General features: G+C 53.4%; 26 protein-coding genes and 1 other RNA gene. 7 read left to right on the top strand and 20 right to left on the bottom strand.

Going from position 1 to position 24,230, the window contains the following annotated elements; all coding sequences use genetic code 11:
- The first annotated feature begins 47 nt into the window (after positions 1-47).
- Positions 48-137, top strand: a complete 90-nt coding sequence (locus NST43_RS09625) for a sporulation protein YjcZ (protein ID WP_173137744.1) — start codon at positions 48-50, stop codon at positions 135-137.
- 86 nt (positions 138-223) lie between these two features.
- Here the strand turns inward: NST43_RS09625 and NST43_RS09620 are convergent, their stop codons facing one another.
- From NST43_RS09620 to NST43_RS09590, 7 genes are all read right to left on the bottom strand, one after another.
- Positions 224-1,024, bottom strand: a complete 801-nt coding sequence (locus NST43_RS09620; protein WP_339224046.1) for a Cof-type HAD-IIB family hydrolase — start codon at positions 1,022-1,024, stop codon at positions 224-226.
- A 513-nt stretch (positions 1,025-1,537) separates the two neighbouring features.
- Positions 1,538-2,287, bottom strand: coding sequence for a pseudouridine synthase (locus NST43_RS09615; RefSeq protein ID WP_339224044.1), 750 nt, complete (start codon positions 2,285-2,287; stop codon positions 1,538-1,540).
- Between the two features lie 3 nt (positions 2,288-2,290).
- Positions 2,291-3,862 (bottom strand): RsmB/NOP family class I SAM-dependent RNA methyltransferase, encoded by a 1,572-nt coding sequence (locus NST43_RS09610; RefSeq protein WP_339224042.1) that lies wholly within the window; start codon positions 3,860-3,862, stop codon positions 2,291-2,293.
- A 68-nt stretch (positions 3,863-3,930) separates the two neighbouring features.
- The gene (locus NST43_RS09605; protein WP_339224041.1) at positions 3,931-4,419 is read right to left on the bottom strand and encodes a DUF309 domain-containing protein; all 489 of its coding nucleotides are present in this window, start codon (positions 4,417-4,419) and stop codon (positions 3,931-3,933) included.
- Entirely contained in the window at positions 4,385-5,197 is an 813-nt protein-coding gene (locus NST43_RS09600) for a GTP pyrophosphokinase family protein (protein ID WP_209991205.1), read from the bottom strand. The genes NST43_RS09605 and NST43_RS09600 overlap by 35 nt, the downstream gene beginning before the upstream one ends.
- 27 nt (positions 5,198-5,224) lie before the next feature.
- On the bottom strand, positions 5,225-6,319 hold the full coding sequence (locus NST43_RS09595; RefSeq protein ID WP_209990942.1) for a quinone-dependent dihydroorotate dehydrogenase: 1,095 nt from the start codon (positions 6,317-6,319) through the stop codon (positions 5,225-5,227).
- Between the two features lie 69 nt (positions 6,320-6,388).
- The gene (locus NST43_RS09590) at positions 6,389-6,526 is read right to left on the bottom strand and encodes a hypothetical protein (RefSeq protein ID WP_339224039.1); all 138 of its coding nucleotides are present in this window, start codon (positions 6,524-6,526) and stop codon (positions 6,389-6,391) included.
- 213 nt (positions 6,527-6,739) lie between these two features.
- Between NST43_RS09590 and NST43_RS09585 the strand changes: the two genes are divergently transcribed.
- Positions 6,740-6,877, top strand: a complete 138-nt coding sequence (locus NST43_RS09585) for a hypothetical protein (protein WP_209990946.1) — start codon at positions 6,740-6,742, stop codon at positions 6,875-6,877.
- Here NST43_RS09585 and NST43_RS09580 read toward each other — a convergent pair.
- The 3 genes from NST43_RS09580 to NST43_RS09570 form a co-directional block, all read right to left on the bottom strand.
- Positions 6,874-8,331 carry a L,D-transpeptidase family protein gene (locus NST43_RS09580; RefSeq protein ID WP_339224036.1) on the bottom strand — a complete coding sequence of 486 codons (1,458 nt, stop codon included), beginning with the start codon at positions 8,329-8,331 and terminating at the stop codon, positions 6,874-6,876. The genes NST43_RS09585 and NST43_RS09580 overlap by 4 nt on opposite strands.
- A gap of 197 nt (positions 8,332-8,528) precedes the next feature.
- Complete coding sequence (locus NST43_RS09575) at positions 8,529-8,771, bottom strand: ferredoxin (protein ID WP_036702186.1); 243 nt, start codon at positions 8,769-8,771, stop codon at positions 8,529-8,531.
- 159 nt (positions 8,772-8,930) lie between these two features.
- Complete coding sequence (locus tag NST43_RS09570) at positions 8,931-10,223, bottom strand: DNA polymerase IV (RefSeq protein WP_339224035.1); 1,293 nt, start codon at positions 10,221-10,223, stop codon at positions 8,931-8,933.
- A gap of 194 nt (positions 10,224-10,417) precedes the next feature.
- Between NST43_RS09570 and cimA the strand changes: the two genes are divergently transcribed.
- Positions 10,418-12,037, top strand: a complete 1,620-nt coding sequence (gene cimA / locus NST43_RS09565) for a citramalate synthase (protein WP_339224033.1) — start codon at positions 10,418-10,420, stop codon at positions 12,035-12,037.
- A gap of 96 nt (positions 12,038-12,133) precedes the next feature.
- Here the strand turns inward: cimA and NST43_RS09560 are convergent, their stop codons facing one another.
- From NST43_RS09560 to NST43_RS09545, 4 genes are all read right to left on the bottom strand, one after another.
- Positions 12,134-12,694, bottom strand: a complete 561-nt coding sequence (locus NST43_RS09560; protein WP_209990952.1) for a TlpA disulfide reductase family protein — start codon at positions 12,692-12,694, stop codon at positions 12,134-12,136.
- 373 nt (positions 12,695-13,067) lie between these two features.
- Positions 13,068-13,817: an exonuclease domain-containing protein gene (locus tag NST43_RS09555; RefSeq protein ID WP_209990954.1), complete on the bottom strand. Its 750-nt coding sequence runs from the start codon at positions 13,815-13,817 to the stop codon at positions 13,068-13,070.
- Positions 13,814-14,887 carry a DUF294 nucleotidyltransferase-like domain-containing protein gene (locus NST43_RS09550; protein ID WP_339225381.1) on the bottom strand — a complete coding sequence of 358 codons (1,074 nt, stop codon included), beginning with the start codon at positions 14,885-14,887 and terminating at the stop codon, positions 13,814-13,816. Before NST43_RS09550 ends, NST43_RS09555 begins: the two co-directional genes overlap by 4 nt.
- 39 nt (positions 14,888-14,926) lie before the next feature.
- Positions 14,927-16,321: an ammonium transporter gene (locus tag NST43_RS09545; RefSeq protein WP_209990956.1), complete on the bottom strand. Its 1,395-nt coding sequence runs from the start codon at positions 16,319-16,321 to the stop codon at positions 14,927-14,929.
- A 560-nt stretch (positions 16,322-16,881) separates the two neighbouring features.
- Here NST43_RS09545 and NST43_RS09540 point away from each other — a divergent pair.
- A complete protein-coding gene (locus tag NST43_RS09540; RefSeq protein WP_339224030.1) occupies positions 16,882-17,313 on the top strand; it encodes a MerR family transcriptional regulator in 432 nt (143 codons plus the stop codon).
- Positions 17,314-17,350: 37 nt separating this feature from the next.
- The gene (locus tag NST43_RS09535) at positions 17,351-18,025 is read left to right on the top strand and encodes a zinc metallopeptidase (RefSeq protein ID WP_209991214.1); all 675 of its coding nucleotides are present in this window, start codon (positions 17,351-17,353) and stop codon (positions 18,023-18,025) included.
- Positions 18,026-18,060: 35 nt separating this feature from the next.
- On the opposite strand, the gene NST43_RS09530 is transcribed toward NST43_RS09535, so the two are convergent.
- A complete protein-coding gene (locus tag NST43_RS09530) occupies positions 18,061-18,978 on the bottom strand; it encodes a LysR family transcriptional regulator (protein WP_209990959.1) in 918 nt (305 codons plus the stop codon).
- A 12-nt stretch (positions 18,979-18,990) separates the two neighbouring features.
- Complete coding sequence (locus NST43_RS09525) at positions 18,991-19,617, bottom strand: rhomboid family intramembrane serine protease (protein ID WP_339224029.1); 627 nt, start codon at positions 19,615-19,617, stop codon at positions 18,991-18,993.
- A 112-nt stretch (positions 19,618-19,729) separates the two neighbouring features.
- On the opposite strand from NST43_RS09525, the gene tpx reads away from it, so the two are divergent.
- Complete coding sequence (tpx, locus tag NST43_RS09520) at positions 19,730-20,248, top strand: thiol peroxidase (RefSeq protein WP_036725207.1); 519 nt, start codon at positions 19,730-19,732, stop codon at positions 20,246-20,248.
- A gap of 198 nt (positions 20,249-20,446) precedes the next feature.
- Here the strand turns inward: tpx and NST43_RS09515 are convergent, their stop codons facing one another.
- The 3 genes from NST43_RS09515 to NST43_RS09505 form a co-directional block, all read right to left on the bottom strand.
- Positions 20,447-20,836, bottom strand: a complete 390-nt coding sequence (locus NST43_RS09515) for a DUF1499 domain-containing protein (RefSeq protein ID WP_209990964.1) — start codon at positions 20,834-20,836, stop codon at positions 20,447-20,449.
- Positions 20,837-20,986: 150 nt separating this feature from the next.
- A non-coding RNA gene (gene ssrS, locus NST43_RS09510) (6S RNA) lies at positions 20,987-21,178 on the bottom strand.
- Positions 21,179-21,282: 104 nt separating this feature from the next.
- Entirely contained in the window at positions 21,283-22,125 is an 843-nt protein-coding gene (locus NST43_RS09505; protein WP_339224028.1) for a DUF624 domain-containing protein, read from the bottom strand.
- A gap of 179 nt (positions 22,126-22,304) precedes the next feature.
- Between NST43_RS09505 and NST43_RS09500 the strand changes: the two genes are divergently transcribed.
- Positions 22,305-22,400 (top strand): hypothetical protein, encoded by a 96-nt coding sequence (locus tag NST43_RS09500; protein WP_036702210.1) that lies wholly within the window; start codon positions 22,305-22,307, stop codon positions 22,398-22,400.
- Between the two features lie 69 nt (positions 22,401-22,469).
- Here NST43_RS09500 and NST43_RS09495 read toward each other — a convergent pair whose 3' ends face one another.
- The gene (locus tag NST43_RS09495) at positions 22,470-24,149 is read right to left on the bottom strand and encodes a DEAD/DEAH box helicase (RefSeq protein ID WP_339224026.1); all 1,680 of its coding nucleotides are present in this window, start codon (positions 24,147-24,149) and stop codon (positions 22,470-22,472) included.
- Between the last annotated feature and the right edge of the window lie 81 nt (positions 24,150-24,230).

The following is a 24,230-nucleotide window of genomic DNA, read 5'->3' as shown; positions in this document are numbered from 1 at the left end:
CAACCTGCGGAAATGGGAACTGACATGAATCAAGGGAGGAATCAGACATGGGTGTAGGTGCAGGCTTCACATCAACCGGTGCGATTTTGGTACTCTTCATATTACTCGTAATCATTTCCCGTTCGTTGTTCGTCTAATTCTGCTATAAGCAGCACAGCACACGGACCTCAAGCAGCCCGCTCCCTTTTATGGGGGCAGGCTGCTTTTTCGTCTTTTCGCATCATCAAGACAAACAATACTTCACCAGCGCATCGCGCACGCCGTTCGCATTATTGGTGCCGGTGATCACATCTGCGGCTGCTTTGACTTCCACCGGAGAGTTATCCATCGCCACACCCAGACCGGCATATGTCAGCATGGAGATATCATTATAATAGTTGCCGATCGACAGCACCTGCTCTTGCGGGATGCCAAGCTCGGCTGCCAGGTGCTTTAGGGCATTGCCTTTGGAGGATTCCGGGTGCATCAAATCAACGAAGAACTCTCCGCTGCGCAGAATATTGTACTGCTCTCCCCACGTGGCCCACTCCCGCTGCGCTTCATCCAGAATATCGGACTGCGTGAACACAGTGAATTTCACAATCGGTTCGCGGAACTCCTCCCAGGCGGGAAGGGATGCAGGCATAATACGGAAATGCTCATACATAAAGTGGGCTTCCTTCGTCAGGTTCTCCACATTGTCCACATACATCTCGAACGCAGTGTTCACATCAAAATGGATATCACGCTCGCGGCAATAAGCGATATACGGGTCCAGCCCTCTGGCGTCCAGTCCATACTGGTGCAGCACCTTACGGTCCTTAACACTCACCGTAGCCGCTCCGTTATGGCCCAGCACATAGCCCGACAAGCCCATCTCCTCCATAAAAGGAATCGAATTCTGCGGACTGCGCCCTGTGCAGAGTACAATCTGCCCGCCCTGACGCGTAACCTCGGCAATCGCCGCTTTGTTCTCTTCACTGAGCTGATGATCATCATTCAACAGCGTTCCGTCTACATCCAGTGCAATCAGTTTGTATTTCATACCCCATCACCCTATCTCTGTATAGTATATCGCTATGCGTTTGCCTGCTTCACCATTCTTTGGCAGCTCATTAAGGTCAAGCTACTCCAGGCTTACCTAATTCCCATAAACTAAGCTTCGATTTAGATCAACAAGTAATGTAAATCCTTCAACCGCTCAGCTCCTGCCAAAAGTGACCGCACAACAAACTACTCCTGCGCTTTGCAAGCTCATGCTCCCACCCTTATTGCTGCTTACGGACTCCAAAGACGTTATTTCACCAAGTTGGGTACTTTCCCCGCGCTAACGGACCCCAGTGTACTTATCTCCTCACCAGTGGTTGAAATTAAGCCAAATCCCCGCCAATAAAGGCCATGCTGTCCGTTAGCAGGTGAAAATCAGCCTTTTTTCCGCAATAAGCGCATCTGAGTCCGTTACCGGCAGTCAGGCGGATCTAGTGTGTTGGTGCCGTTGTTATCTTGGTGTGTCAATGTCTTAGATGCTGGCGTGCCGGGGTCCTGCCTTTACTATCAACTAATGCTTCAGCAGCTCCAGCTCACGGGCCGTGAGCTCCCGGCAGGCTCCCTCGGGCAGCGTCTCGTCCAGCTTCAGTTCGCCCATCGACACCCGTTTCAGGAACACTACCTTCTTCCCGACAGCCACGAACATCCGCTTCACCTGATGGAATTTGCCTTCCGTAATGGTGAGCGAGATATACGACAGCACGCGGCTGCCACGTTCTCTACTCAGAATGCTAAGCTGCGCGGGCAGCGTCACATAACCATCCTCCAACTCCACACCCTCGGCAAAAGCAGCCACATCCGCTGCATCGACCTCACCCTCGACGGTGGCCTCGTAGGTTTTGGGGACATGCTTGCGCGGGGACAGCAGCTCATGCGCCAGCTTGCCGTCATTCGTGAGCAGCAGAAGACCCACGGTATCCTTATCCAGCCGCCCGACCGGGAACGGCTCGAACAGCGCATGCTCCTGCTTCAGCAGATCCAGAACCGTGCGGTCCCGTTTATCCTCGGTGGCGGATAATACGCCCGGCGGTTTATTCATCATCAGATAGATGAATTCCCGGTAGAGGACCGGCTCCCCGCCAACCTCTATGCGGTCCTGCTCAGTGTCTACATGGAACCCGCTATCTTTGACGACAGCTCCATTTACTGTGATCATGCCCTGCTTGGCCTGCTTGCGGATATCGCTGCGCGAGCCGATCCCCATGTGGGACAGCACTTTATCAATCCGCTGCTTCTTATTCGCATTTCCTCCTGTAGCCATACTCTAAGTCCACCTCCAGCCTGCGGGATATTCGTTCTTCAGCAACCCGTCCTGCCATTTGCCCCAGCCTGCGCTGAAGCCGTCGATGCAGACGAGCGTATAGCCTTTGTAAGCATGTCCTTCCTTAATCGACAGGCGCTCTGCGGGGATCGACAAGGTCTCCCCCTTCAGGTAGGACACCGCTTCCCCGCTAGCGCTGGATAGCGATACCGAGCGGCTGCATTCCTCAGGACGCAGTGCTGTAGCGAGCGGATGACCGGGCACGAATCTGCCGCTCTTGATCTGCCCTACATACCAGCCCGGCCGAACTGTCTTCAGACCGTCCAGCGCTTCACGCGGCAACGGGGAGATATATAGATGGTCGCCGAACCATATGGCATGTCCGGGCGGCTGTGTCCCCAGCAGTTCTTGAATAAAGTCCGCATAGACCGCGAACGCTATCGCTTCCCCGCCTGTTCGCTGTGACTGCGGACCTGGACCCGTTCCGGCTCTACCAGAGCCGGAGCCGTGTCCAGATCCGCGTCCTCCCTTGCCGCCCCGGCCGTGATCTGTCTTACCGGGAACTGCCTTACTATGAAAGTCTGTTTTCGTAGCCTTGCTCCGGGGCGCGGCGGACAATCTTCTCTCTCTCAGATCATTCTCTGCTGCCCCGGTCTCAAATGCCTCTCTCTCCACTCCGCCACTTCCGTCATGGCGCAGTACCGCCATGAAATGCCCTTCCCCCTTGACCTTATGCGGCCACAGCCGCGCCGCACCCGGCAATGGACCGAGTCCGGCAGCGAACGGGCCGGTTCCGCCTACGGGAACCAGCGAGAACTGCGGATGCCCGGACAGGAATCCGGCAATCATCTCCTCGTTCTCCTCCAGAGCGAACGTGCAAGTAGAATACACCATAGTACCGCCGGGCTTCAGCGCTGAAGCTGCGGCCCGCAGAATCTCCCGCTGCATCTCCGCGTATTTGTCCGGTGTGCCCGGCACCCATTGCTTGACCATATCCTCGTCCTTGCGGAACATGCCCTCTCCCGAGCAGGGGGCATCGATTAGAATCCGGTCGAAGAATCCCGGAAAAGCCGCCGCAATCCGCTCAGGGCTTTCGTTCAGTACAATGCCGTTCCGTACGCCGTACAGCTCCAGATTCTTGGCGAGCGCCTTCGTCCGTTCAGGATGCAGGTCATTCGAGACCAGCAGTCCTTCTCCTTGCAGCTTGGCGGCAATCTGGGTAGACTTGCCGCCCGGGGCTGCGCACAGATCGAGCACACGGTCCCCCGGCTGAACGTCCAGCAGTTCAACCGGGGCCATGGCACTCGGCTCCTGAATATAGTACAGCCCGGCATGATAATAGGGGTGTTTGCCCGGTCTGGCTCCCTCTCCGGTATAGAAGCCCGAAGGGCACCAGGGAATCGGTTCCAGAGGGAAGGGGGAACGCTCCCGCAGCCCGTCCACCGTTATTTTCAGTGTATTGGCACGGATTCCCCCGTAAGGTGACTGCTGATAAGTATCTACAAATTGCTCATATTCCGGTCCCAGCAGCTCGTTCATACGCTGCGCGAAAGCTCCGGGCAGTTGTGCCGTCATGATGCCGTCCTCCCGCTCAAATAATCAGGAACACCCCTGCGGGTGCTCCTGTGGTAACCTTACTATGGTCAAGCGCCATCCGGCCTATGCCTGGGTCTGTCCGGCTGCTGCGGCCCGCGCCGCTGGGGCAGCACAGGCGGAGTAGACTCAGCCGCCAGCCTGACCTCTTCCTCCAGCACGGGGTCTACAATGCTTATCGTCAGATCATAATAATCAAAGGGCTGATCGCTGTAAGCTTCCAGACGGGCAACATACGCTCCCGCTTCCCGGACCAGCTTCGCCAGATCAATACCCAGCGTCACCGCCGGATATCTGCCCAGTACTTCATGGGACTGCTTCAGCAGAATCAGGCCGCCGCGCACATTGGCATTACGGAAATGGTACAGCCCGACTGCCACCTGCAGCAGAGCTTTGTATAGCGGATCACGCTGCTTTTCCAGCCATAATTCCTCAAGCACCTCATGACATTCGAAATAATCCCTGTCCCGGTTGAAGTAGATGAGGTAGGCCAGATACAGCGGCTCATAAGCCATCCGGCTCGCTGCCCTTCTTGGCATTCGAGAGCAGCTCGCGCACATGGTCCAGCAGTTCCTTCATCTCATCCATATCCTGAGCCTGCCAGATTGCATTGAACCGTTCCTGGCTCTCAATCGCTTCATTTACAAGATGATAGAAATACAGCTGGTGGATGGCCTTCAGCAGTTGGGTCGTCATGTTCGAGTTCTCCTCGAAGGTCTTCTGGGCCTCCAGAATCTCTTCCCGGATGCTCGACATCTCGCTGTCCAGAATGGAAGCCGCTTCTGCTGCCGTCTTCAGGCGCACCCGCATTTCATCGGGCAGACTCTCCCGATATTTATAATTCAGCGAATGCTCAATGGTTGCCCAGAAGTTCATCGCCAGCGTACGAATTTGAATTTCTGCCAATACAATCTTTTGACCCAGCGCAGTCTGTACCGGATAGCGGATGATCATATGGAAGCTGCGGTAGCCGCTCTCCTTATAATTGGTAATGTAGTCCTTCTCATATAGCACTTCAAGGTCCTTGCGGGCCCGGATGTATTCCGCCACTCTGCGGATATCCTCGACGAACTGGCACATAATGCGTATGCCGGCGATATCCTCAATGCCCGTTTCCAGATCCTCCATTTTTACGTTCAACCGTTTGGCCTTCTCAAGGATGCTAGACAGCCGCTTCACACGGCCGGTAACGAATTCAATCGGCGTATATTCTTCCCTTTTCTTGAGTTCGGAGCGCATCGTCTTGAATTTAACCTTCAATTCCTCCACCGTTTGTTCATAAGGAAGCAGAAAAGTTCCCCAGTCCCTGACGTCCATCGCCTTGTCCTCCTGTCCATTCATCCTTCAGTGATGATCAGCGCCTACCGCATCAAGGAGCCTCTGGAAGCCATCCCGCCGCAGCAGCTGCCGTAGTCCGGCATGCACTCTACGGTTAACCTCCGGCCCTTCATAGATGAGTGCTGTATAAATTTCGACCAGACTGGCGCCCGCCCGTATTTTATCGTAAGCATCCTGGGCTGTAAAAATCCCGCCCGACCCGATAATCGGCAGCTTGCCGCCGGTCTGGCTATAAATTCTGCGGATAATCTCCGTGGAACGGTCACGCAGCGGCTGGCCGCTCAGCCCGCCCGTCTCACCGGCTTTATCGCTCCGCAGCCCTTCACGGGAGAGGGTCGTATTGGTGGCAATCACGCCGTCCATTCGGGCTTCCGTGAGGGTATGTACCATATATTCCAGCTCAGCGTCACTGACATCAGGAGCGATCTTGACCAGCAGCCCCTTCTTGATGCCCGTCTTCTCCCGCTGCAGCTCCATCTCTTCCTTAACCTCGCTAAGCAGGTTTGAGAGCTCGCTGCCATGCTGAAGACTCCGGAGATCCGGGGTATTCGGCGAGCTGATGTTGACCACAAAAAAATCACCGTACGGATACAGCGTACGGATACACTTGCGGTAATCCTCATGCGCCAACTCGTTCGGGGTGGCCTTGTTGCGTCCGATATTGACCGCCACCGGAATTCTGCGTTTCTTCAGCTTCTTGAGGCGTTCAGCCATGGCCTCCGCGCCTTCATTATTGAAGCCCATCCGGTTAATTAGCGCCTTGTCAGGCAACAGCCGGAACAGCCGGGGACTGTCATTGCCGGGCTGGCCTACCGGAGTTACCGTGCCTACCTCCATAAATCCGAAGCCGATCGAAGAGAAGCCTCCTACCGCTTCCGCATTCTTATCCAGTCCTGCCGCTAAGCCCACAGGCGTCGGAAAATGTACCCCGAACAGGTCCACCGCAAGGTCAGCCGTCTCAGGAACCCCGTACATCAGGCGCATGGCCGCGCTCCCGCCGGGAACTAGATCTGCTTTATTCAGTCCGCCGATGACGAGATGATGCGCAGTCTCCGGGTCCATTTTAAAGAAAATTGGTTTACCAAAATGTCGATACAGCACCGTTCTCGCTCCTTCAAGGGAACCACAATTGACATAACGACTCCCGTATCTATAGGTTTCTTCTTAATTTTATCCGTTTCCGGTGGAAAAGAAAAGTTTTTTGCCGTAGCGATTGTCCCCGCCCTGCCGCACTTCCTTGACGCCGCCGCCAATTCCGTATTCAAATACTTGCCACAACAGCATCACTCCTGCTTCTGTGTCCTTCACGCTCCAGCATAAAACCTTCCTTATAATACTCCAGCCGGTATTCCTCTGTATAGACTAAGGCCTCGGCCGTCAAGTCCCTGCCGTAAGAGATTGCAGCTAGACTTGTCTTTTCATCCAGACTAGAATAGAGGAGCGGGTACAAGTTCCATGCACCGCCGCCAATCCTCACATGTAAGGGTTATCACAGACTAAGAGAGAAAGAAGGGTGACCTAATGTCAACAAAACGTAAGCCTCCCACACTCCAGCAGAAAAAAGAAGAAGTGAACCGCAAAGCCATTCTGTGGATCGGCGCCAGTCTGGTACTTCTGATTGCGCTTATCGCCGTTTTATTTGTCTTTGTCGGGAATTAGTTCAGCCAATGGTATACTTTATGGGGGTTGGTCTGATTACGGGGCGAATCTGAAGGGAAACGTTCCTCCGGTACGACCAGCTCCTCAGGCAGAACCCCTTGACTGATCTGAACCTTCGTGCCCATCGGCACCATCGCGAACAGCTCCTCCACATCCTTCCGGCTCATCCGGATACACCCCAGCGACTCATCCTTGCCGATACTATCCGGCTCATTCGTCCCGTGAATCGCATAATTACTGTCCGAGAGCTGCATGCCGCGGCTGCCGAACTCCCCGTTATCGCGCCCGTTCGGGTTCACAACCTTATCCTTAATGGCGAACTCCCCTTCAGGAGTCTTATCCCCACCGAGTCCCACAGCATAATTCCGCACAATCACATTGCCGCTGGTGACCGCCAGACGGTGGTTTTGCTTATCAACAATAATAGCAAGCGGTTCTTTGAAAAAAAGCTTCTCCCCCGGCCCCGCCGCCGGACGTCCGCCGCCCGTCTGCTCTTGCCCCGGAGTACCTTCATCTTGGCCGCCAGACGGCTGCGGTGATGCTGAGAGCAGCGGCGCCTCTCCTCGTGCGGCTGCTCTCAGAGGTGCGAAGGCTTCCTTCATCAGCGGGGTGATGCCGCCCAGCACGTTCGCCGGGAACGGCTTCACTAATTCCTGTACCGCTTCGGGATAAGCTCCCTTGCTGTTCTTGTACGCACGCAGCGCACTCCAGAGCACAGCCAGCTCCTCCTGCTGCTTCTGCCAGTTCAGCCCCTGCTGCTTAAGCTCCGCCGAATCCGGCGGCTGGCATGCGCACGCTGCCGGATTATAGGACTGATAGACTATACGTCCTTCTCCGCTCTTAACAAGGGTGGCCTCCAACGGCAGCCCTTTCTTCCACAGCAGCCATTTGCCCGAGCGCTTCATACCGAGCAGTGCGGTGGCGGAAGGCGTCTTCGCCGACTTCAGGATAGCTGCAAGGCCCCCGCCCCCCGCAGCAGCATCCGCCGCTACCGCCGTGAAATCCAGACTTGCCGGTTCTTGGGGACTTACCGGCCTCTCTTCGGCTGTCTCCGGCAGCACGGCTGATACCGCCGCGACCGGTGCAGCTATGCCCGCACTGTCCGGCTGAAGTCCCGGCGCTACGGCAGCCGGAATAAGCAGCAAGAGCAGCAGCATTAGAGCCAGCAGCACCCGGCGCTTCCTGAGCCTCGCAGTCTGCCGTTCCCTGGCCGATTCAAGCAGCCCTTCCTCATACTGCTGCAGCATATCCGCCGGTACCTTGCTGCGTTCAAAAGCCTCATACACTTCCCCGGCCTGATTATAACAGTAATTCGCTTTTCCATACTGCCCGTTCTTATAGTATTCCTTACCAAGCAAGTACCATGCCATCTTATTATCCGGATGCATCTGTACATAGGCTTTTAGATGCTGAGCATTCTTCATGTTGGCCTCCACTTTAAGCTCAGTCGTCACTGCGGGGAACCCCCTCTGACCTCCGGCCGCTTTCGCTCCAGCCGACCCTTAAGTCCCCCTCCGATCCTTCCCGCTTTTGGTTATATAGTTATGTATGCGTATCTATCTTCTATTTTATATCGGCAGAGGATGCAAAAAAAGACACCTCAAGCCGCATTTATCGCGGTCCGGAGATGTCTTTATGTGATGGCAGGAGCTTAGCCTTCTTTGTTGAAAGGTGCATCTGCAATCTTAATGGAATCTGTAGGGCATCCGTCAGCTGAATCCTGCAGGTCATCGAACAAGTCGTCCGGAATCACTACATTACCGTGGTTGCCGTCGTTCTCATAGATCACTTCTGCCAAACCTTCATCATCGTAATCAAAAATATCAGGGGCGGTCGCGCCACAAGCACCACAAGCGATGCATGTGTCTTTCTCGACCCAAGTGTACTTAGCCATTTTTTCTCTGCCTCCCGCTTAACTATACAGCCTGCAGTCGCAGCCTGTTATTTTTCTCATATTAATATAAATAGGATACAATTTCAATGAATTTTCAATGTGTTGACATTATTGCCTCATTCTCTGCGATGCTCCAGGCGGCTGATTCCGGGCCTTAGTTCAGTCTATATCCTTATCTGCACCGCCCAGATTGTCCTTCTGCAGCGAGGTGCCCCGCTCCTTATGGTTACGCAGCCGCGCCGAGTGGCTGTCGCTCAGCATCCCTGCGGTCAGCACTGCATTCTCGCCGAATTTGTTGCGCAGCATATCCATCGCCTTATTGAGCGATTCCTTCTTCGGCTGCCGTTCGTAGTCGAACAGGTCCAGCTGAATGGCCGACTCCTCTTTGGGCATCAGCCCCTGGAGCGTTACCCCCAGCAGCCGCACCGGCTTATCGCCCTTCCAGTGGCGCGCGAACTGGTCGCAGGCCACCTTATAGATGTCCTCGGCACTCTCCGTGGGAGCCTCAAGCTGGCGGGAGCGGGTGATCGTCTTCATATCCGGCGTGCGGATCGTCAGCTGTACCCCCGCTGCAACCAGCCCTTGCTTCCTCAGCCTGCGCGCCACCTGATCGCTTAGATTCAGCAGAATCGGGCGCGCCTCAGCCAGCCCCACCACATCATGCGGCAGCGTAGTCGTATGTCCGATGGATTTGCTCTGCTCCCGCTCAGGATTGACGATTCCATGATCAATCCCATTCCCGGCCCGTTTCAGCCAGGAGCCCATGACGCCAAAATGCCCGACCAGCATCGTCTCATCCGCTGCCGCCAGCTGGCCGATGCTATAGATCCCCAGCTTCCGCAGCTTCTCAGCCGTCTTGCCGCCAATACCAAACATCTCATTGCACGGCTTGTCCCACAGCACGGTCGGCACATCGCGCAGGCGCAGCACTGAGATCCCGCTGGGCTTCTTCAGATCGGAAGCGATCTTCGCCAGCAGCTTGTTGGGGGCAATCCCGATGGAGCAGGGCAGACCCAGCTCCTCCAAAATCCGCCGCTGTATCGCCTCGGCAATCTCCGGCGGCGTTCCGAATTGGCGGGAGCCGGTGATATCGAGATAGCATTCGTCTATCGAGACCGCTTCGAGCAGCGGAGTATAGCTGTAGGCAATCTGCATGAATGCATTGGAGTACTTGCGGTATAGATGAAAATCCGGCTTAATAAGCATTAAGGAAGGACAAATTCGCAGCGCCTTCTGCACCTGCATCCCGGTGGAGATGCCCAGCCTGCGCGCAGCGTAGGAGCAGGTGACGATAATTCCCCTTCTAGCCTCCACGCTGCCCGCCACCGCTGTCGCCTTGCCTTTATATTGCTCCGGATCTTCCGCCTCATGCACAGAGCAGTAGAAGGCATTCATGTCCACATGCAGAATAACCCTGCCGCTTGCCGGATAATATTGATCCACACTCTGCATGGTATCCACCTTCTTATCTTCGGGGTTCCATTGTTATTGTCAGCATACCTCTACCCCGGCGGGAGGTCAACTTGCCAGAGAGCCGCTTGTGACAGCGAGGTGAAAAGTTCTTTGTTACTTTCCCGCGTAAAAATGCTATAATATAAAAATTAATTTCCTATACGAAGGCTAACAACACTTTTAGGAGGACACTCATGTCTAAGTCTATCTCTATCTTCGATACTACCCTGCGCGATGGAACACAAGGCGAGGGGATCAGTCTGTCGGCGGATGACAAGCTGAAGATTGCCAGGAAACTCGACGATCTGGGTGTCCATTATATCGAAGGCGGCAATCCGGGAAGCAACAACAAGGACATCGAATTTTTCAAAAGAGTCCAGGAGCTCCATCTAAATGCCAAGATTACCGCATTCGGCAGCACCCGGCGCAAGAACACGCTCACCGAGCAGGACGAGGGACTGCAGCGGATGATTAACGCAGGCGTTCCGGCGGCTACCCTGGTGGGCAAATCGTGGGATTTCCATGTTCATACCGCCCTGCAGACGACCCTGGAAGAGAACCTGGCCATGACCTTCGACTCCATCTCTTATTTGAAGCGCAAGGGGCTTGAGGTCATCTTCGATGCAGAGCATTTCTTCGATGGCTTCAAGAACAACCCGGAATACGCCGCAGCTGTTCTTACCCGTGCCCGCGAGGCCGGAGCAGACTGGCTGGTGATGTGCGATACGAACGGCGGAACCCTGCCGCATGAGATCCATGATATTGTGACAAGCATCGGTGTGCTGCTCCCTGAAGCATCGCTCGGTATTCATACACACAACGATTGTGAGCTCGCGGTTGCCAACACCCTGAGCGCAATCGGCGCCGGTGCCCGGCAGGTCCAGGGGACCATTAACGGCTACGGCGAGCGCTGCGGGAATGCCAATCTATGCTCCATTATCCCAACGCTGCAGCTCAAAATGGGCTACCACTGCATCCCCGGAGATTCCCTGCCGCAGCTCACCAACACGGCCCGGTATATCAGTGAGGTCGCCAACGTGAACATGCCGGTGAACCAGCCTTATGTGGGGGCAGCAGCCTTTGCCCATAAGGGCGGGATTCATGTCTCGGCGATCCTGCGTGATTCACGGACCTATGAGCATATCGCCCCCGAGCTGGTCGGCAATAAGCAGCGTGTACTGGTCTCCGAGCTGGCCGGACAGAGCAATGTGCTGTCCAAGGCACAGGAGATGGGGCTTAGCCTTGATCCAAGCAGCGAGCAGGCCCGCAAGGTTATCGACAAGATCAAGGATCTTGAACATCAGGGGTATCAGTTCGAAGGCGCGGATGCTTCGCTTGAATTGCTGCTCCGGGAAGCGACCGGCGAGATGAACGAGCTATTCACCTTCGAATCATTCAAGATGCTGGTCGAGAAAACCGCCGGCCGCCCTGTCGTCTCCGAAGCCTTCGTCAAGCTGAAGGTCGGCGGCGAGAGCCTGTACACAGCCGCCGAAGGCAACGGACCCGTCAACGCGCTGGATAATGCGCTGCGTAAGGCGCTGCAGACCTACTTCCCACAGCTCAAGGATATGCATCTCTCTGACTATAAGGTCCGCGTGCTGGATGAACAGGATCAGACTGCCGCGAAGGTACGCGTGCTGATTGAATCCAAGGACTATAGCGACACCTGGAGCACCGTAGGCGTATCCAGCAACGTGATCGAAGCGAGCTGGGAGGCCCTGGTCGATTCCATGCGCCATGCCCTTCTGGGGCAGATCTCACTGGAGCAGGGCATCCAGACCAGCAAGGAACCGCGAGGTCTGGTCAATCACTGACCGCCTTGACTTCGCTCTATGCAACCCAAAAAGCCCTCCGATGCGGAACTTTCTCCGCGCAGGAGGGCTTTTCACTATGCGGCTGATCGCCTGTGGCTAGGAGCCGGTCAGCGCGATAATCTTTTTCTCCAATTCCTCTGCACTCAGAACCCCCAGAATAATCTCGCTGATGATCCCGTTCTTATCAATCAATACGTTGGTCGGGAACACTGCCCCATTATACTTATCGAAGATTTGGCCTTTCAGATCATACAACACCGGGAAGGTCAGCATGTACTTCTTGACGAATCGTTCCGCATTAGGCTTATAATCCTGGCTGGTCACGTTAATTCCGTAAACATCCAGCACCTTGCTGTATTTCATAGCCAACTTATTCAGCTCAGGAGCCTCCTGCTGGCATGGATCGCACCAGGAAGCCCAGAAGTTAAGAATAACCGGTTTCTCCCTTGCCCCATCGACCCCGTATTGCTTATCCCCTTCCTGCACTGTAAAAGGAGGCGCTTTGAGTCCGGCGGATGCCCCAGTCTCCGGTTCCGCTGTCTGCTGGAGGACCGCAACCGCCTTGGGCTCCGATTTCACTTTATGTTCTATGGCAAGAACAGCCAGAAAAACAATCAAGGCCAGAATCGTTACATTCCGTTTATGGACTGCTTTCATAGGGTTCAGTTCCTTTGCATGGAGGGTTTTTCTCTATTGTACCCCCACTTGCTCCAGTTTCAAACGTTATTTACATAAAAAAGAGGATTCCGTCAAAGACGAAATCCCATGAAGAGAGAGGGGTAAAGCAGACAGCGGCCAGGGAAGCCTCCGGCTGTTCAGACCGGACTCATCCGTACAGCAGAGGCTGGGGAAGCTTCTGCTGCCCGGCTGCCGCAGGAGACCTGCGGACAGCTGCTGGTGCTGCCGCAGCGGGTGGCATGTGTATTGGCCTAAGGCCGATACGCAACGTAGCGCCTGACCCGCCGCCTTCCTGATATACCTTAATAGCCCCCGCTTTGCACTGCACCCGGCTAGTCTTACACAATAGCCCTCAAGTCCTGCTCAGATAGGCGTACAAGTCGCCTAGCGTATCTACCTGGTTCTTTTGCAAAATCTGGCGGATGTACGCCACCCACAACTTCGCCGTCATCTTGGCATCCTCAAGCGCATGATGGCGGCCCTCAATGGGAATCTCATGGATCGCCAGCAACTCATCGAGCGTGTAATTACTGCGGTGCGGCTCCAGCCAGCGGGCCAGCATCATCGTATCCAGCACCCGGTGGGTTAACTGGACCTTGGACGTCTTCCATAGGGCAGCATTCAGGAACGCCTTGTCATGAGCACTTCCGTGCGCTACCAGCACCCGCTGCCCGACGAAGGACATGAAGTTATGCAGGCCGTCCATCAGCGGCGGAGCAGAGGAGGTCATATCTGCTGAGATTCCGGTCAGTCTCGTAATATTGTCAGGAATCGTTGCCCCGCAGTTCACCAGTGTATAAAAGCATTCCTCTGCCTTGATCTCTTCCCCGACCACCCGGATCGCCCCAATGGACATAATCTCGTCCCCGCCCTGGTGGGAGAAGCCCGTAGTCTCCAGATCGAATATCACCGTCTCCAGTTCAGACAGCGGAGTGTGCAGCACCTCGGGACGCCGTTTCTCACGCATCAAAGAACGGATAAAGGCCATTTGCTGGGCTGTCTGCTGCGCGGACTCTCCGCCTCTCATGGAAGCGATGGCGGAGGGCATTCCGCCTTGCCGCAGATTATTCCAGAATCCTCCGCCTTTGCTCGGCTCCTTCATAGCTGTCTCCTTTCCGCTGACCGGAGCTGCCGCTGCAGCGCCTTATGCAGGCGTCTGATCAGCAGCAGACTTTCCCGCAGCTCCGCCCGGAGCTGCTTATTTTTCAGATCATTCTCGGCATAATAATCACTGCTCACGATCAGGCCGTCCGTCACCGTAAATGGCGTATTCACCCGCATCCTGAGCGCTGTCAGACAAGCCCGCCTGATCTCTTCCAGATGCTGATACTGCTCCAGCTTCGCCAGCTCATCCAGCCTCTTTAGTGTCGAAGATGTCTCTATTCCATGCAGCAGCGATAAGTGCCTGACGATATTGACCAGCGGAATGTAGAGGCCATATTTAACATCGAAGCCGCCGGCATTATCACCGAACCGTTCCGTAAGCACCTGCCCCAGCAGATTCAGCGTTGCCTTATGGCGCACCGTATTGCGCAGTACCGCCATCGTCAATTTGCTGTTATCCGTGAATCCGGTATGCAGGGCTTCCCGCCACTGCGCAGACAGCGCCTCACTTCCGGCAACATGGCGCATATCCGAAGCGATAATCAGGTACCGGACAGGCTCCCATTCGAGCTGCTCCATCCAGTCTGCCAGCTGCCGCTTCCAGTCAGCCAGTGACTTCCGCCAGAGCGGCTCAGAGCACATGACCCTTCCCTCGCATTTCTCATAGCCAATCGCCTCAAGCACATCCGACAGCATGCTGCCAAAAGCTTCGAAATACCTTTTCCGCTCACCCTCCAGCGCTTCCTCAACAATCAAGCCGTTATCCTGATCGCTCCACAGCGTAGCCTCCTGCCGGCCTGCACTGCCGAATACAATAAAGGAATAGGCGCAGGGAGGCAGGCCGTAGCCCGCCTCCTTCATCTGCGCCTCACATATGCGTACCGCCGTTCTGGCAAGCTGGTCATGCATGACATTGACACGGTACATCCATTCCTGTACCGGAATCACGTTCAACTGCTCCAGAAGCACTTGTTGACAAACGGTACGCCTCACCTTAAGCTCCTCCGGCGAACCGGCTGTTACGATGGACAAGTAACTTTCTTCTTCGTTCCAATCTGCTGTCTCCATCGAAGCCACGCGGTCCGCCTCCCTGCCTGAGTATAAATATTAGTGTTTGAGGGTTTTGGATTCTGATTCACTGATCAGCTTCATTTGCTCAGGATAACCGTACGTACCATGCTCACTGATATCCAGACCCATCAATTCTTCTTCTTCCGTTACACGGATACCCATAACCATCTTCATTACATACAGGATGATGAAGGACATCACAGCTACGAACACGAAGGTTCCGACTACACCCAGCGCCTGTACGCCGAGCTGATGGAAGCCTCCGCCGTAGAACAGACCTGCTTTACCTACAAGTCCGCCCTGTTCAATCAGATCAGGTGCTGCGAAGAGGCCTGTAGACAACGCCCCCCACATACCGGCAATACCATGTACAGAGAAAGCATAGATTGGATCATCCAGTCCTGCACGCTCCAGCCACTGCGAAGTCATGAAGGTGAAGGCACCGGCAATGAGACCGATAATAATAGCTGCCCAAGGCTCTACGAAGGCACAGGCACCGGTGATGGCAACGAGTGCTGCCAGTACGCCGTTAAGCATTGCCGGAATATCGGATTTGCCGAAGTACAACCAGGAAGCTGCCAGTGCTGCCAGACCGCCTGCCGCCGCTGCAATGTTAGTAGTCAATGCTACGTGTCCGAAGAATCCGCCCATAGGGGACATCGCGCTGCCGGGGTTGAAGCCGAACCAGCCGAACCAGAGAATGATAACCCCAAGGACAGTGAATACCTGGTTATGACCCGGAATAATGACCGGCTTGCCTTCTTTGTTGAATTTGCCAAGACGAGGCTTGAGGAGAATGGTCGCCACTACAGCCGCCGTTGCCCCTGTAAGATGGACTACCGTAGAACCTGCATAATCCTGCATGCTCAGCTCTGCCAGCCAGCCACCGCCCCATACCCAGTGAGCTACAACCGGATAAATCACAACCGAGAAGAGAATTCCGAAGATAATATAGACGCTAAGCTTAGCACGTTCAGCCATACCACCGGATACAATCGCCAGGGAGACTGCCGCAAATGCCATTTGGAACAGGAATTTCGTATTTAGTGTAACATCGGAGAAGGCCAGGGATTCGAATGCAGAGGCGGCCGAATCGCCACCATACAAGAAGCCTGTAGTTCCGAAGAAGCTGTTGCCGTTACCGAAGCCAAGGCCAAAGCCCAGTGCCCAGAAGCATAAGCTTGCAATCGCCAGAGTCAGTACCGTCTTACCGGCTACGTGACCGGCATTCTTCATCCGGACCGAACCGGCCTCGAGTAATGCGAACCCTGATTGCATGAAGAACACAAGGATAAAGGCCAGGAACGTAAATGCAGTGTCCAATCCGATTTGCAGATCCGGTGCTGCCGGACCCTCAGCCGCGAATGCGCTGACCGGATAGATCATCAGTGTAATCATACCCAGGAACATCATCAACATCTTTTTTTTCATATTGTACCCCACTCCCCAATGTTATATTTTCTAACAAAGCGTGAAACTCTTAATGTCATTATAATCAGAAGTCAGGTAAATTGACAAGACTATTTTTTTGAATGTTTTAATTTAATTTTGGAAGCTGCGCCTTTCTTCACGCAAGGCTCATTCCCGGCGCCGCTGCGAATTCCCCTCCTTAATTAGTAAGTATCCTTATGTACCGCTTATGCAAACGCATACAGCCATTAGAGCTTTCCCCCTAGGTTCATACTGTATTTTTATTAATATCTATTAGTAAACATGCCTTTTATTATCGTTTGATCACACCATACAGCACTCTCCGCCTACCGCAATCCTGATGGTTTCCCGCAGAGCTATAGAATTAAATACATAACACATCATGTTATGTTTAACATGATTTCGTCTCCTCTAAGGAACACTCTCGGTTCAATTTCCCCCAAGCATCTTTATGAAAAATCAGCATATACATTAAAGTAAGCGTCACGTTTGACTGTACGGTTTCCAATTTGATATGATTATTTTACGCAGGAAATAGCGAGGTGAGATAACTTGGAGATATGACCCTTTACCGGATCGGAGAGCTGGCCAAGGCGGCTGGCATCAGCGAACGTACCATTGATTATTATACGAAGCTTGGACTGATTATACCGGAATCCAGGAGCATGAAAAATTACCGGCTCTACAGTCATGAAACCTTAGTCGTTCTGCAACGTATTAATCAGCTTAAGCAAGAGAAATATACATTGGAAGAAATCAAAACCCTGATGGGCAAGTGGAATGCAGCCACACCTGAGGCTGAGGTCTCCGGCAAGCTGGTCCAGCTTGAGCTTCAGATGCAGCAGCTTGAACGGGAAGTGAAGGCCCTGGAGCCCGTGATAAGCGGTTTGAAGCCTGGCCAGGCCAACCGGGCACTGGCAGCACTGATTCCTCAGGGCGTCGCCTGTATGGAAGCGATCCGGCTTCTACTGACGCAGGGGCCGCCAATGTAACAGCTTGTAATTTATAATGGAGGAATGAGCACATATGATGCCACTAATGTATGTATTGTTAGCCGTCGCTTTTATCTTTTCTGTATGGGCCCAGTTCAGGGTCAAAGGCAATTTCAAGAAATGGGCTAAGGTGCCGAACATGAACGGCTTAACGGGTTATGAAGCTGCCCGGCGTATGCTGGATGCCAACGGACTCTACGATGTTCCTATTGAACCGGTTCAAGGAACCCTCACCGACCACTACGACCCGATTAACCGCGTTGTGCGGCTGTCGGAGCCTGTATATTACGAAAGCTCCATCGCAGCGGTCTCCGTCGCTTGTCACGAGATCGGCCATGCGATTCAGCATAAGGAGCATTATCCGATGCTGGCGCTCCGCCACCGGATGTTCCCGGTCGTGAACTTTGCATCCGGGGTCGCCCCCTTCATGCTGCTTGCAGGCTTCATCTTCAGCTCACTAAACCTTATTGGACTCGGTATTATCTTCTTCTCTGCCGCAGTAGCCTTCCAGCTGGTGACGCTGCCCGTTGAATTCAACGCCAGCAGCCGTGCGCGCCAGATTATGGTCCAGCAGGGCTTCATCCGCAATGATGAAGAGCGCGGGGTAGCCAAGGTCCTGAATGCCGCAGCACTCACCTATGTGGCAGCAGCGCTGGTATCCCTGATCGAACTGATCCGCTTGATCCTGATGTTCCTCGGTAACCGCGATTAAGATCTATATCACTACACAGACAATACCCCGGTAGGCTATGAGCCGACCGGGGTATTGTCTGTGTGTCTGTCTTTGAAATAGGTAAGCAGGAAGTTACGGAAGGACTGGGCGACCAGCGGCAGCTTGCCTTCGGCCCGGTGAATCAGCCCGACGGTTCTGGTAATCGTAGGCTCCACCACCCGGACCTGCGCAGGCTGCATCGGATTGGTCTGGTAGAGCGCCATCTCCGGCAGCAGACTTACCCCCATCCCGGCCGCAACCAGGCCGCGGATCGTATCGGTCTCCCCGCCTTCAAAAGCAATCTGCGGCTTGAACCCTGCCGCAAGGCAGGCCTGCCACACAATCGGCCGCAGCGAGTAGCCTTGACTGAATAACACGAACTTCTCTTCCCTCAGCTGCTCCAGCCGGATTACTTCCTGACTGGCCAGCGGATGATTCTGCGGCAGAATGGCGAACAGCTCCTCGGTCATGACGATATCTCCGGCCACATGCGGTGCATTCTCAGGGAACGGGGAGATGAATGCCAGATCCACCTCTCCAGAGATGACATCCTTAATCAAGGAGGGGTAAGCTCCCTGCTTGAAGCGGAATTTCACATGCGGATAGTGACGGCGGAATTCCGCCACAATCGAAGGAATGAGATGGGTTCCGAGGCTGTGCGGGAAGCCAATGCGGATCTCTCCCCGCTCCGGATCGAGGAATTCATGCACCTCCGCCACCGACCGGTCCAGCTCATTCAGCAACGACTCCACTCTTTTGCAAAAGAGCTGCCCGACAGGCGTAAGCTGCAGATTTCTCCCCTTCTGCATGAACAGATCGACCCCCAGCTCCTGCTCCAGCTGATGAATCTGGCGGCTTACCGCAGATTGTGCTACATGCAGCTCCTCCGCTGCTCTGGTGACATGTTCCTTCTGCGCAACCTTCAGAAAATACTGCAGCTGTCTAAGCTCCAAAACTACACTTCCTTATCGTCGTTTTCTTTTGAATACACGGATGATTAGCCCATAGATGAAGAATCCGGCGATCAGGCCGCCAATATGAGCCATATAATTAATATTCGGAGCAGCAAAGGACATGATAATCCCCATCACCAGAAGTCCGTAGAGCGTCTTGCGTGAGCCCTCATCCATCATTGCCCTCTGGAACACTGCGATATAGAGGAACGCGCCATAGACGGCGTAGATCGCTCCGGAGGCCCCTACAGAGACAATTCCAATCTCCACGGTCCCGCGGCTGCTTATCACAACCCCCAGTAGATTCGCAATGAAGCCTCCGCCCAGATACAGCAGCGCATACCGCCACCAGCCCATCAGCCGCTCCAGCGGCGGGGCAAACACAAGCAGCGAGAAGCTGTTGAAGAACAAATGGGCGAAGCCGTTATGCAGGAACATCGCCGCCGCGTAGCGCCACAGCTCATCCTTCTCAGGACCCACATTAACCGTTGCCCCATACTTCACAAGCGTATACAGATTGGTGGAGCCGCCATTCAGCGACAGCACGATGAACATAATCACATTGGCCAGAATCAGCGCACAAGTAACAGGATAATACCGGAGATAACTTCTCCATTTCTCATACCTTATAAAAATCATAACACCCATCCTTTTATGTATGTTGTCCAGCTCGACATCCAGCTTCTAAAAAGATTATAATTTATTCTGGCAGGTACATGCCAATAATGCAATTCAAGGAGGAAACAAGGACATGACGCAAGAAAGAACAGGCGTAGCCACTTTTAAGGGCAACCCCATTACTCTGGTAGGCCCGCAGCTGAAAGCCGGAGATTCCGCACCGCAATTCACGGTAAGCAAGAATCTCCTGGAAGATGTTACACTTACAGATTACGCTGGCAAAATCAAGCTGATCAGCGTTGTACCTTCCCTGGATACCGGTGTGTGCGATGCGCAGACCCGCCGCTTCAACAGTGAGGCTGCCGGTCTTGGCGATGATGTGGTCATCCTCACCATCAGTACAGACCTCCCCTTCGCCCAAGCCCGCTGGTGCGGTGCCGCAGGCATTGACAGTGTTATTACCCTGTCTGACCACAAAGAGACTTCCTTCGGACAAGCCTACGGCGTCCTGATCAAGGAGTTCCGCCTCGATATGCGGTCCATCTTCGTTGTGGACAAGAACGACACTTTGGCTTATGTCGAGTATCTCGGTGAAATGGCTGAGCACCCGGACTACGAAGCGGCGATCTCTGCGGTTAAGGCACTACTGTAAGCTTGAACGGACAGCGCTGATATGTTATACAACATCCAAGTCTATAGACGTCTACATTTTTGAAAAAAAGCGGCAGAAGGTCATCCTTCTCCCGCTTTTTGCGTATGATGATCAATAAGGATATCTGTGCGCGGAACGGGCTGTCCCACTCCCGGAAACCGCATACAATCCCTGTAATACATGTCCGGCGGGGTGTCCTTAATCCACCTTAAATTTGCCCAGCTTCTTATCCAAAGACTGGTACAAACGCTGAATGACACGGTAATTGGCACCCAGATCACCAAGCGACCCTCTGGATGCTGAATATATATCTACGGCACAGCGTACGGGTGTGGTGCTTAACACAGATACGGTAATATCCAGTGAGCGGCCTAACGCCGTTCTTTTCTCCAGGGTAATCTCCCCTACAGACTGCACTTCATGTAAGACTTTAAATCCAGGAATTTTCTTCAGCGTTGCGGATACTTCGTCCCACGCCTTGTCTCTTGAAAGATTGTAATAACGCGTTTTCAATGCCGGATCTTTGGCACGGTCGCTTGTTCCGTCATGACTGCGAAATAAACCGACCAAGGTTCTTTTCAACGACAAAATTCTTCCCCCTCTTCACATCCCAAGTTCACTACCCTAAGTGTAACACTCTTGTCCGCGGAACAAAAGGGTATTGCTCACTTTAACCTTGAAAAAGGCACCCTCTAACCCGCAGTTGAGCAGGTAACAGGATGCCTTGTCAATTCCATTAGAAAACCCGCCTATGCCGTCCAGCTGCAGTGTCTTCTGAACCTGCTAGAGCAGGTGGGTGACCGCAGAAGTCGTTTTTGAATTCCCCAGGTCATATAGACAGGGCTGTTCAGCCGCGCTTCGTGTAGATCTCCCAAGACATTATCATTGGTTCAAAACAACGAGCAGCCATAACGTACATCGCAGGATTTATAATCATTATATTGCTTCTTGACCCAAAAGTAAACCTGTATGCGCTTTATTTAACACCGGGATCATTTACCGTTGACATTACTGCCCGGATAATCAAGGGAAGGTTAAGTCCGCTTGAAATCCTTACCGGTATCCTTGTCTCTGTCGTCTTCATCCTCGTCTTCGTCATCATCATCTTCGGAGGAGAGACCTTCATTCTCAGCTGCTTCCAGCGCCGCCTGTTCTTCAGCCAGCTTTTTCTTCTCCACCTGTAGTTGCAGCTTATTGTATGTAGCGAAGAAATTAAAGAAGGCAAGCATAGCAATCAGCGTAGGAATACACAGCACATAGAGTACCGGATAACGCAGACCTATATAGAGAAGAACCCCTGCACCAATCAACGTCGAGAACACACGGATCGGCCGGGCGATCGTGAGCAGAATAGAATTGGTTACCACTTCCTTGAACGTCATCTGGTAGTGAACCACGATGGAGAAGAAGTTAAACATGGATACGAACAAAATAATCATCAGCACCAGCATCAGGATACCGACAATTTTAAAATTGGCCATTTGTGTCATGTATACGGTCACATCAACGTACATAACGACAAACAGCAGGGTGTAGATAAGCCCTCCTAGCATGCTTTTCAGATAATTCTCTTTGTACCCCTGAAAAAAAGTGCGGAATGTACTAACATCCGTATTGCCCATTACCCATTTGCGCACCACTGTAAATAATGCCGCCGTAGCCGGAAATACAGTGAATGGTGCGAATACACCAAGTACCCAGTTGAGCATAATCTGCTCATTCGGTCCGCCTGCCCCTGAACCCATCATGAGGATCTTCAAAATTCCTGCGAACAGAAACGGAATCGAACACAACGCCCATAAAATATTGCTGAAGGCGATACGTGAGATCCATTCCGTGATGCGGTATATACCGCCCATTGCTCCTTTAAACTCCAATTCCCTTCCTCCTGTCTATCTTGTGCATACTGCGTATCTTAACTATACCTGTTTGCACAGGACTTTTCCAGCGCCCAAGTTTACAAGTTCTAGGTAAGCGTCTAAGCAAGCTCCCTAATCCGTCCATATATTACATTGTAACCACAACAAATTCCCCATGTTCAAAGGAGGTTGACCTCATGTCCGCACCAGGCTGCTGCAATCCTTGGACTTCCACTGGAACGATTCTCGTGTTATTCATCCTGCTGGTCATTATCAGCCGCACCTTCATCTAAGCGAATTCAAAAAAAGAAGACGAGAACCGGTAACGGTTGCTCGTCTTCTTCAGGGTGCTCAGCTATTGCTTAAGCGTCAAAATCCTGCTTGGCCGGGCGTGTACTAGTGCTGCTGCTCGGACGCGAGGATGGTCTTCCGTCTGTGCGGCTTGCCCCATCACGGTTGCCTTTGTAGCCGCCACCATAGCTGCTGCCGCTTGTGCTTCCGCTGTTGCCGCCGTAGCCACTGCTGTAGCCGCCACGGGTGCTTCCGCCGCCACTTGCATTGTCACGGTTACCGCGATAGCCGCCGCCGCTGCTTGCATTGTCACGATTGCCGCGATAGCCGCCACCACTGCCAGATCCGGAACCTGTACGGTTACCGCCATAGCCGCCGCCGTTAGGCTTGCGTCCGCTGCGGATATCGTTCTTGCCGCCGCGACGTTTGGCACGGATCGGATCTTCCGGAGTCAACTCAATTTGCGCATCCTTGTTATCGCCGGTAAGAAGCTTCATAGCTGCGGACAGCAGCTGTACAGAATCATATTGCTCCAGCAATTGAATGGCAATTCCTTTGTATTCGTTCAGTTCAGCATCCTCAACCATTGCAAGCAGACGTTCTGCTGTAATGCGTTGTTTGCCTTCAATAGCCTCAGCCATTGTAGGAAGCGGTTTACGGGTAATACGGTGACGGGTTACGCGTTCGATCAGGTGCAGGTGATCCATTTCGCGCGGAGTTACGAAGGACCAAGCGGTACCTTCTTTGCCGGCGCGGCCTGTACGGCCGATACGGTGTACATAGCTCTCAGGGTCCTGAGGCAGGTCGAAGTTGATTACATGCGTTACGCCGGAAACGTCCAGACCACGTGCTGCTACGTCTGTAGCTACCAATACATCGATGCTGCCGTCGCGGAATTTACGCATTACTGCATCGCGCTGGTTCTGGGACAAGTCACCATGCAGGCCGTCAGCGGAGTATCCGCGCTTCTGCAATCCTTCAGCAAGCTCGTCTACACGGCGTTTGGTACGGCCGAATACGATAGCCAGATCAGGGGATTCCATGTCAATTAAACGGCTCAGCGCTTCAAATTTCTGGCGTTCAGGAACTTCAACATAAGCCTGATCGATAAGTGGTGCGCTAATCTGCTTAGGTATTACGGATACATGCTGTGGGTTCTTCAGGAACTGCTGGGCAAGACGTTGAATGTTAGGAGGCATAGTAGCCGAGAAGAGCATGGTCTGACGTTCTTCAGGAACGAGCTTGAGGATTGACTGGATATCCTCCATGAAGCCCATATCGAGCATTTCATCGGCTTCATCCAATACGATCGTCTGAACATCATCCAGGCGGATGGTTTTGCGGTTAATGTGGTCCAGGAGACGTCCTGGTGTACCAATGATAATCTGTGGTTTTCTCTTCAGTCCGCGGATCTGGCGGCCGATATCCTGCCCGCCGTAGATAGCCAGTGAACGAAGTCCCTTGAAGCGGGTCAATTTGCCGATTTCTTCAGCAACCTGAATGGCAAGCTCACGTGTCGGTGTCATAATCAGTGCAAGGATTCTTTCGTCTTCCCGTGCGATCTTGGAAATGAGGGGAATTCCGAAGGCTGCAGTCTTACCTGTACCCGTCTGTGCCTGGCCGATTAGATCCGTTCCGGCCATAGCAAGCGGGATGGCCTGCTCCTGGATAGGTGTTGCCTCTTCAAATCCCAGCTCTGTGATTGCTTGAAGTACTTTTGGCTCCAAGCCAAATTCTGCGAATGTTTTCAAATTATTCATGCTCCTTCTATACAGTGGACATTCCACATGCTTGTCTGTATTCTTAAGTAGCGGTAAACACATTTATAGGCT

The sequence above is a fragment of the Paenibacillus sp. FSL H8-0332 genome (assembly GCF_037963835.1).
Taxonomy (GTDB): domain Bacteria; phylum Bacillota; class Bacilli; order Paenibacillales; family Paenibacillaceae; genus Paenibacillus_AQ; species Paenibacillus_AQ rhizoplanae.
Note: the sequence above shows the minus strand (reverse complement) of the source record. Positions and strands in the feature narration are given on the sequence as shown.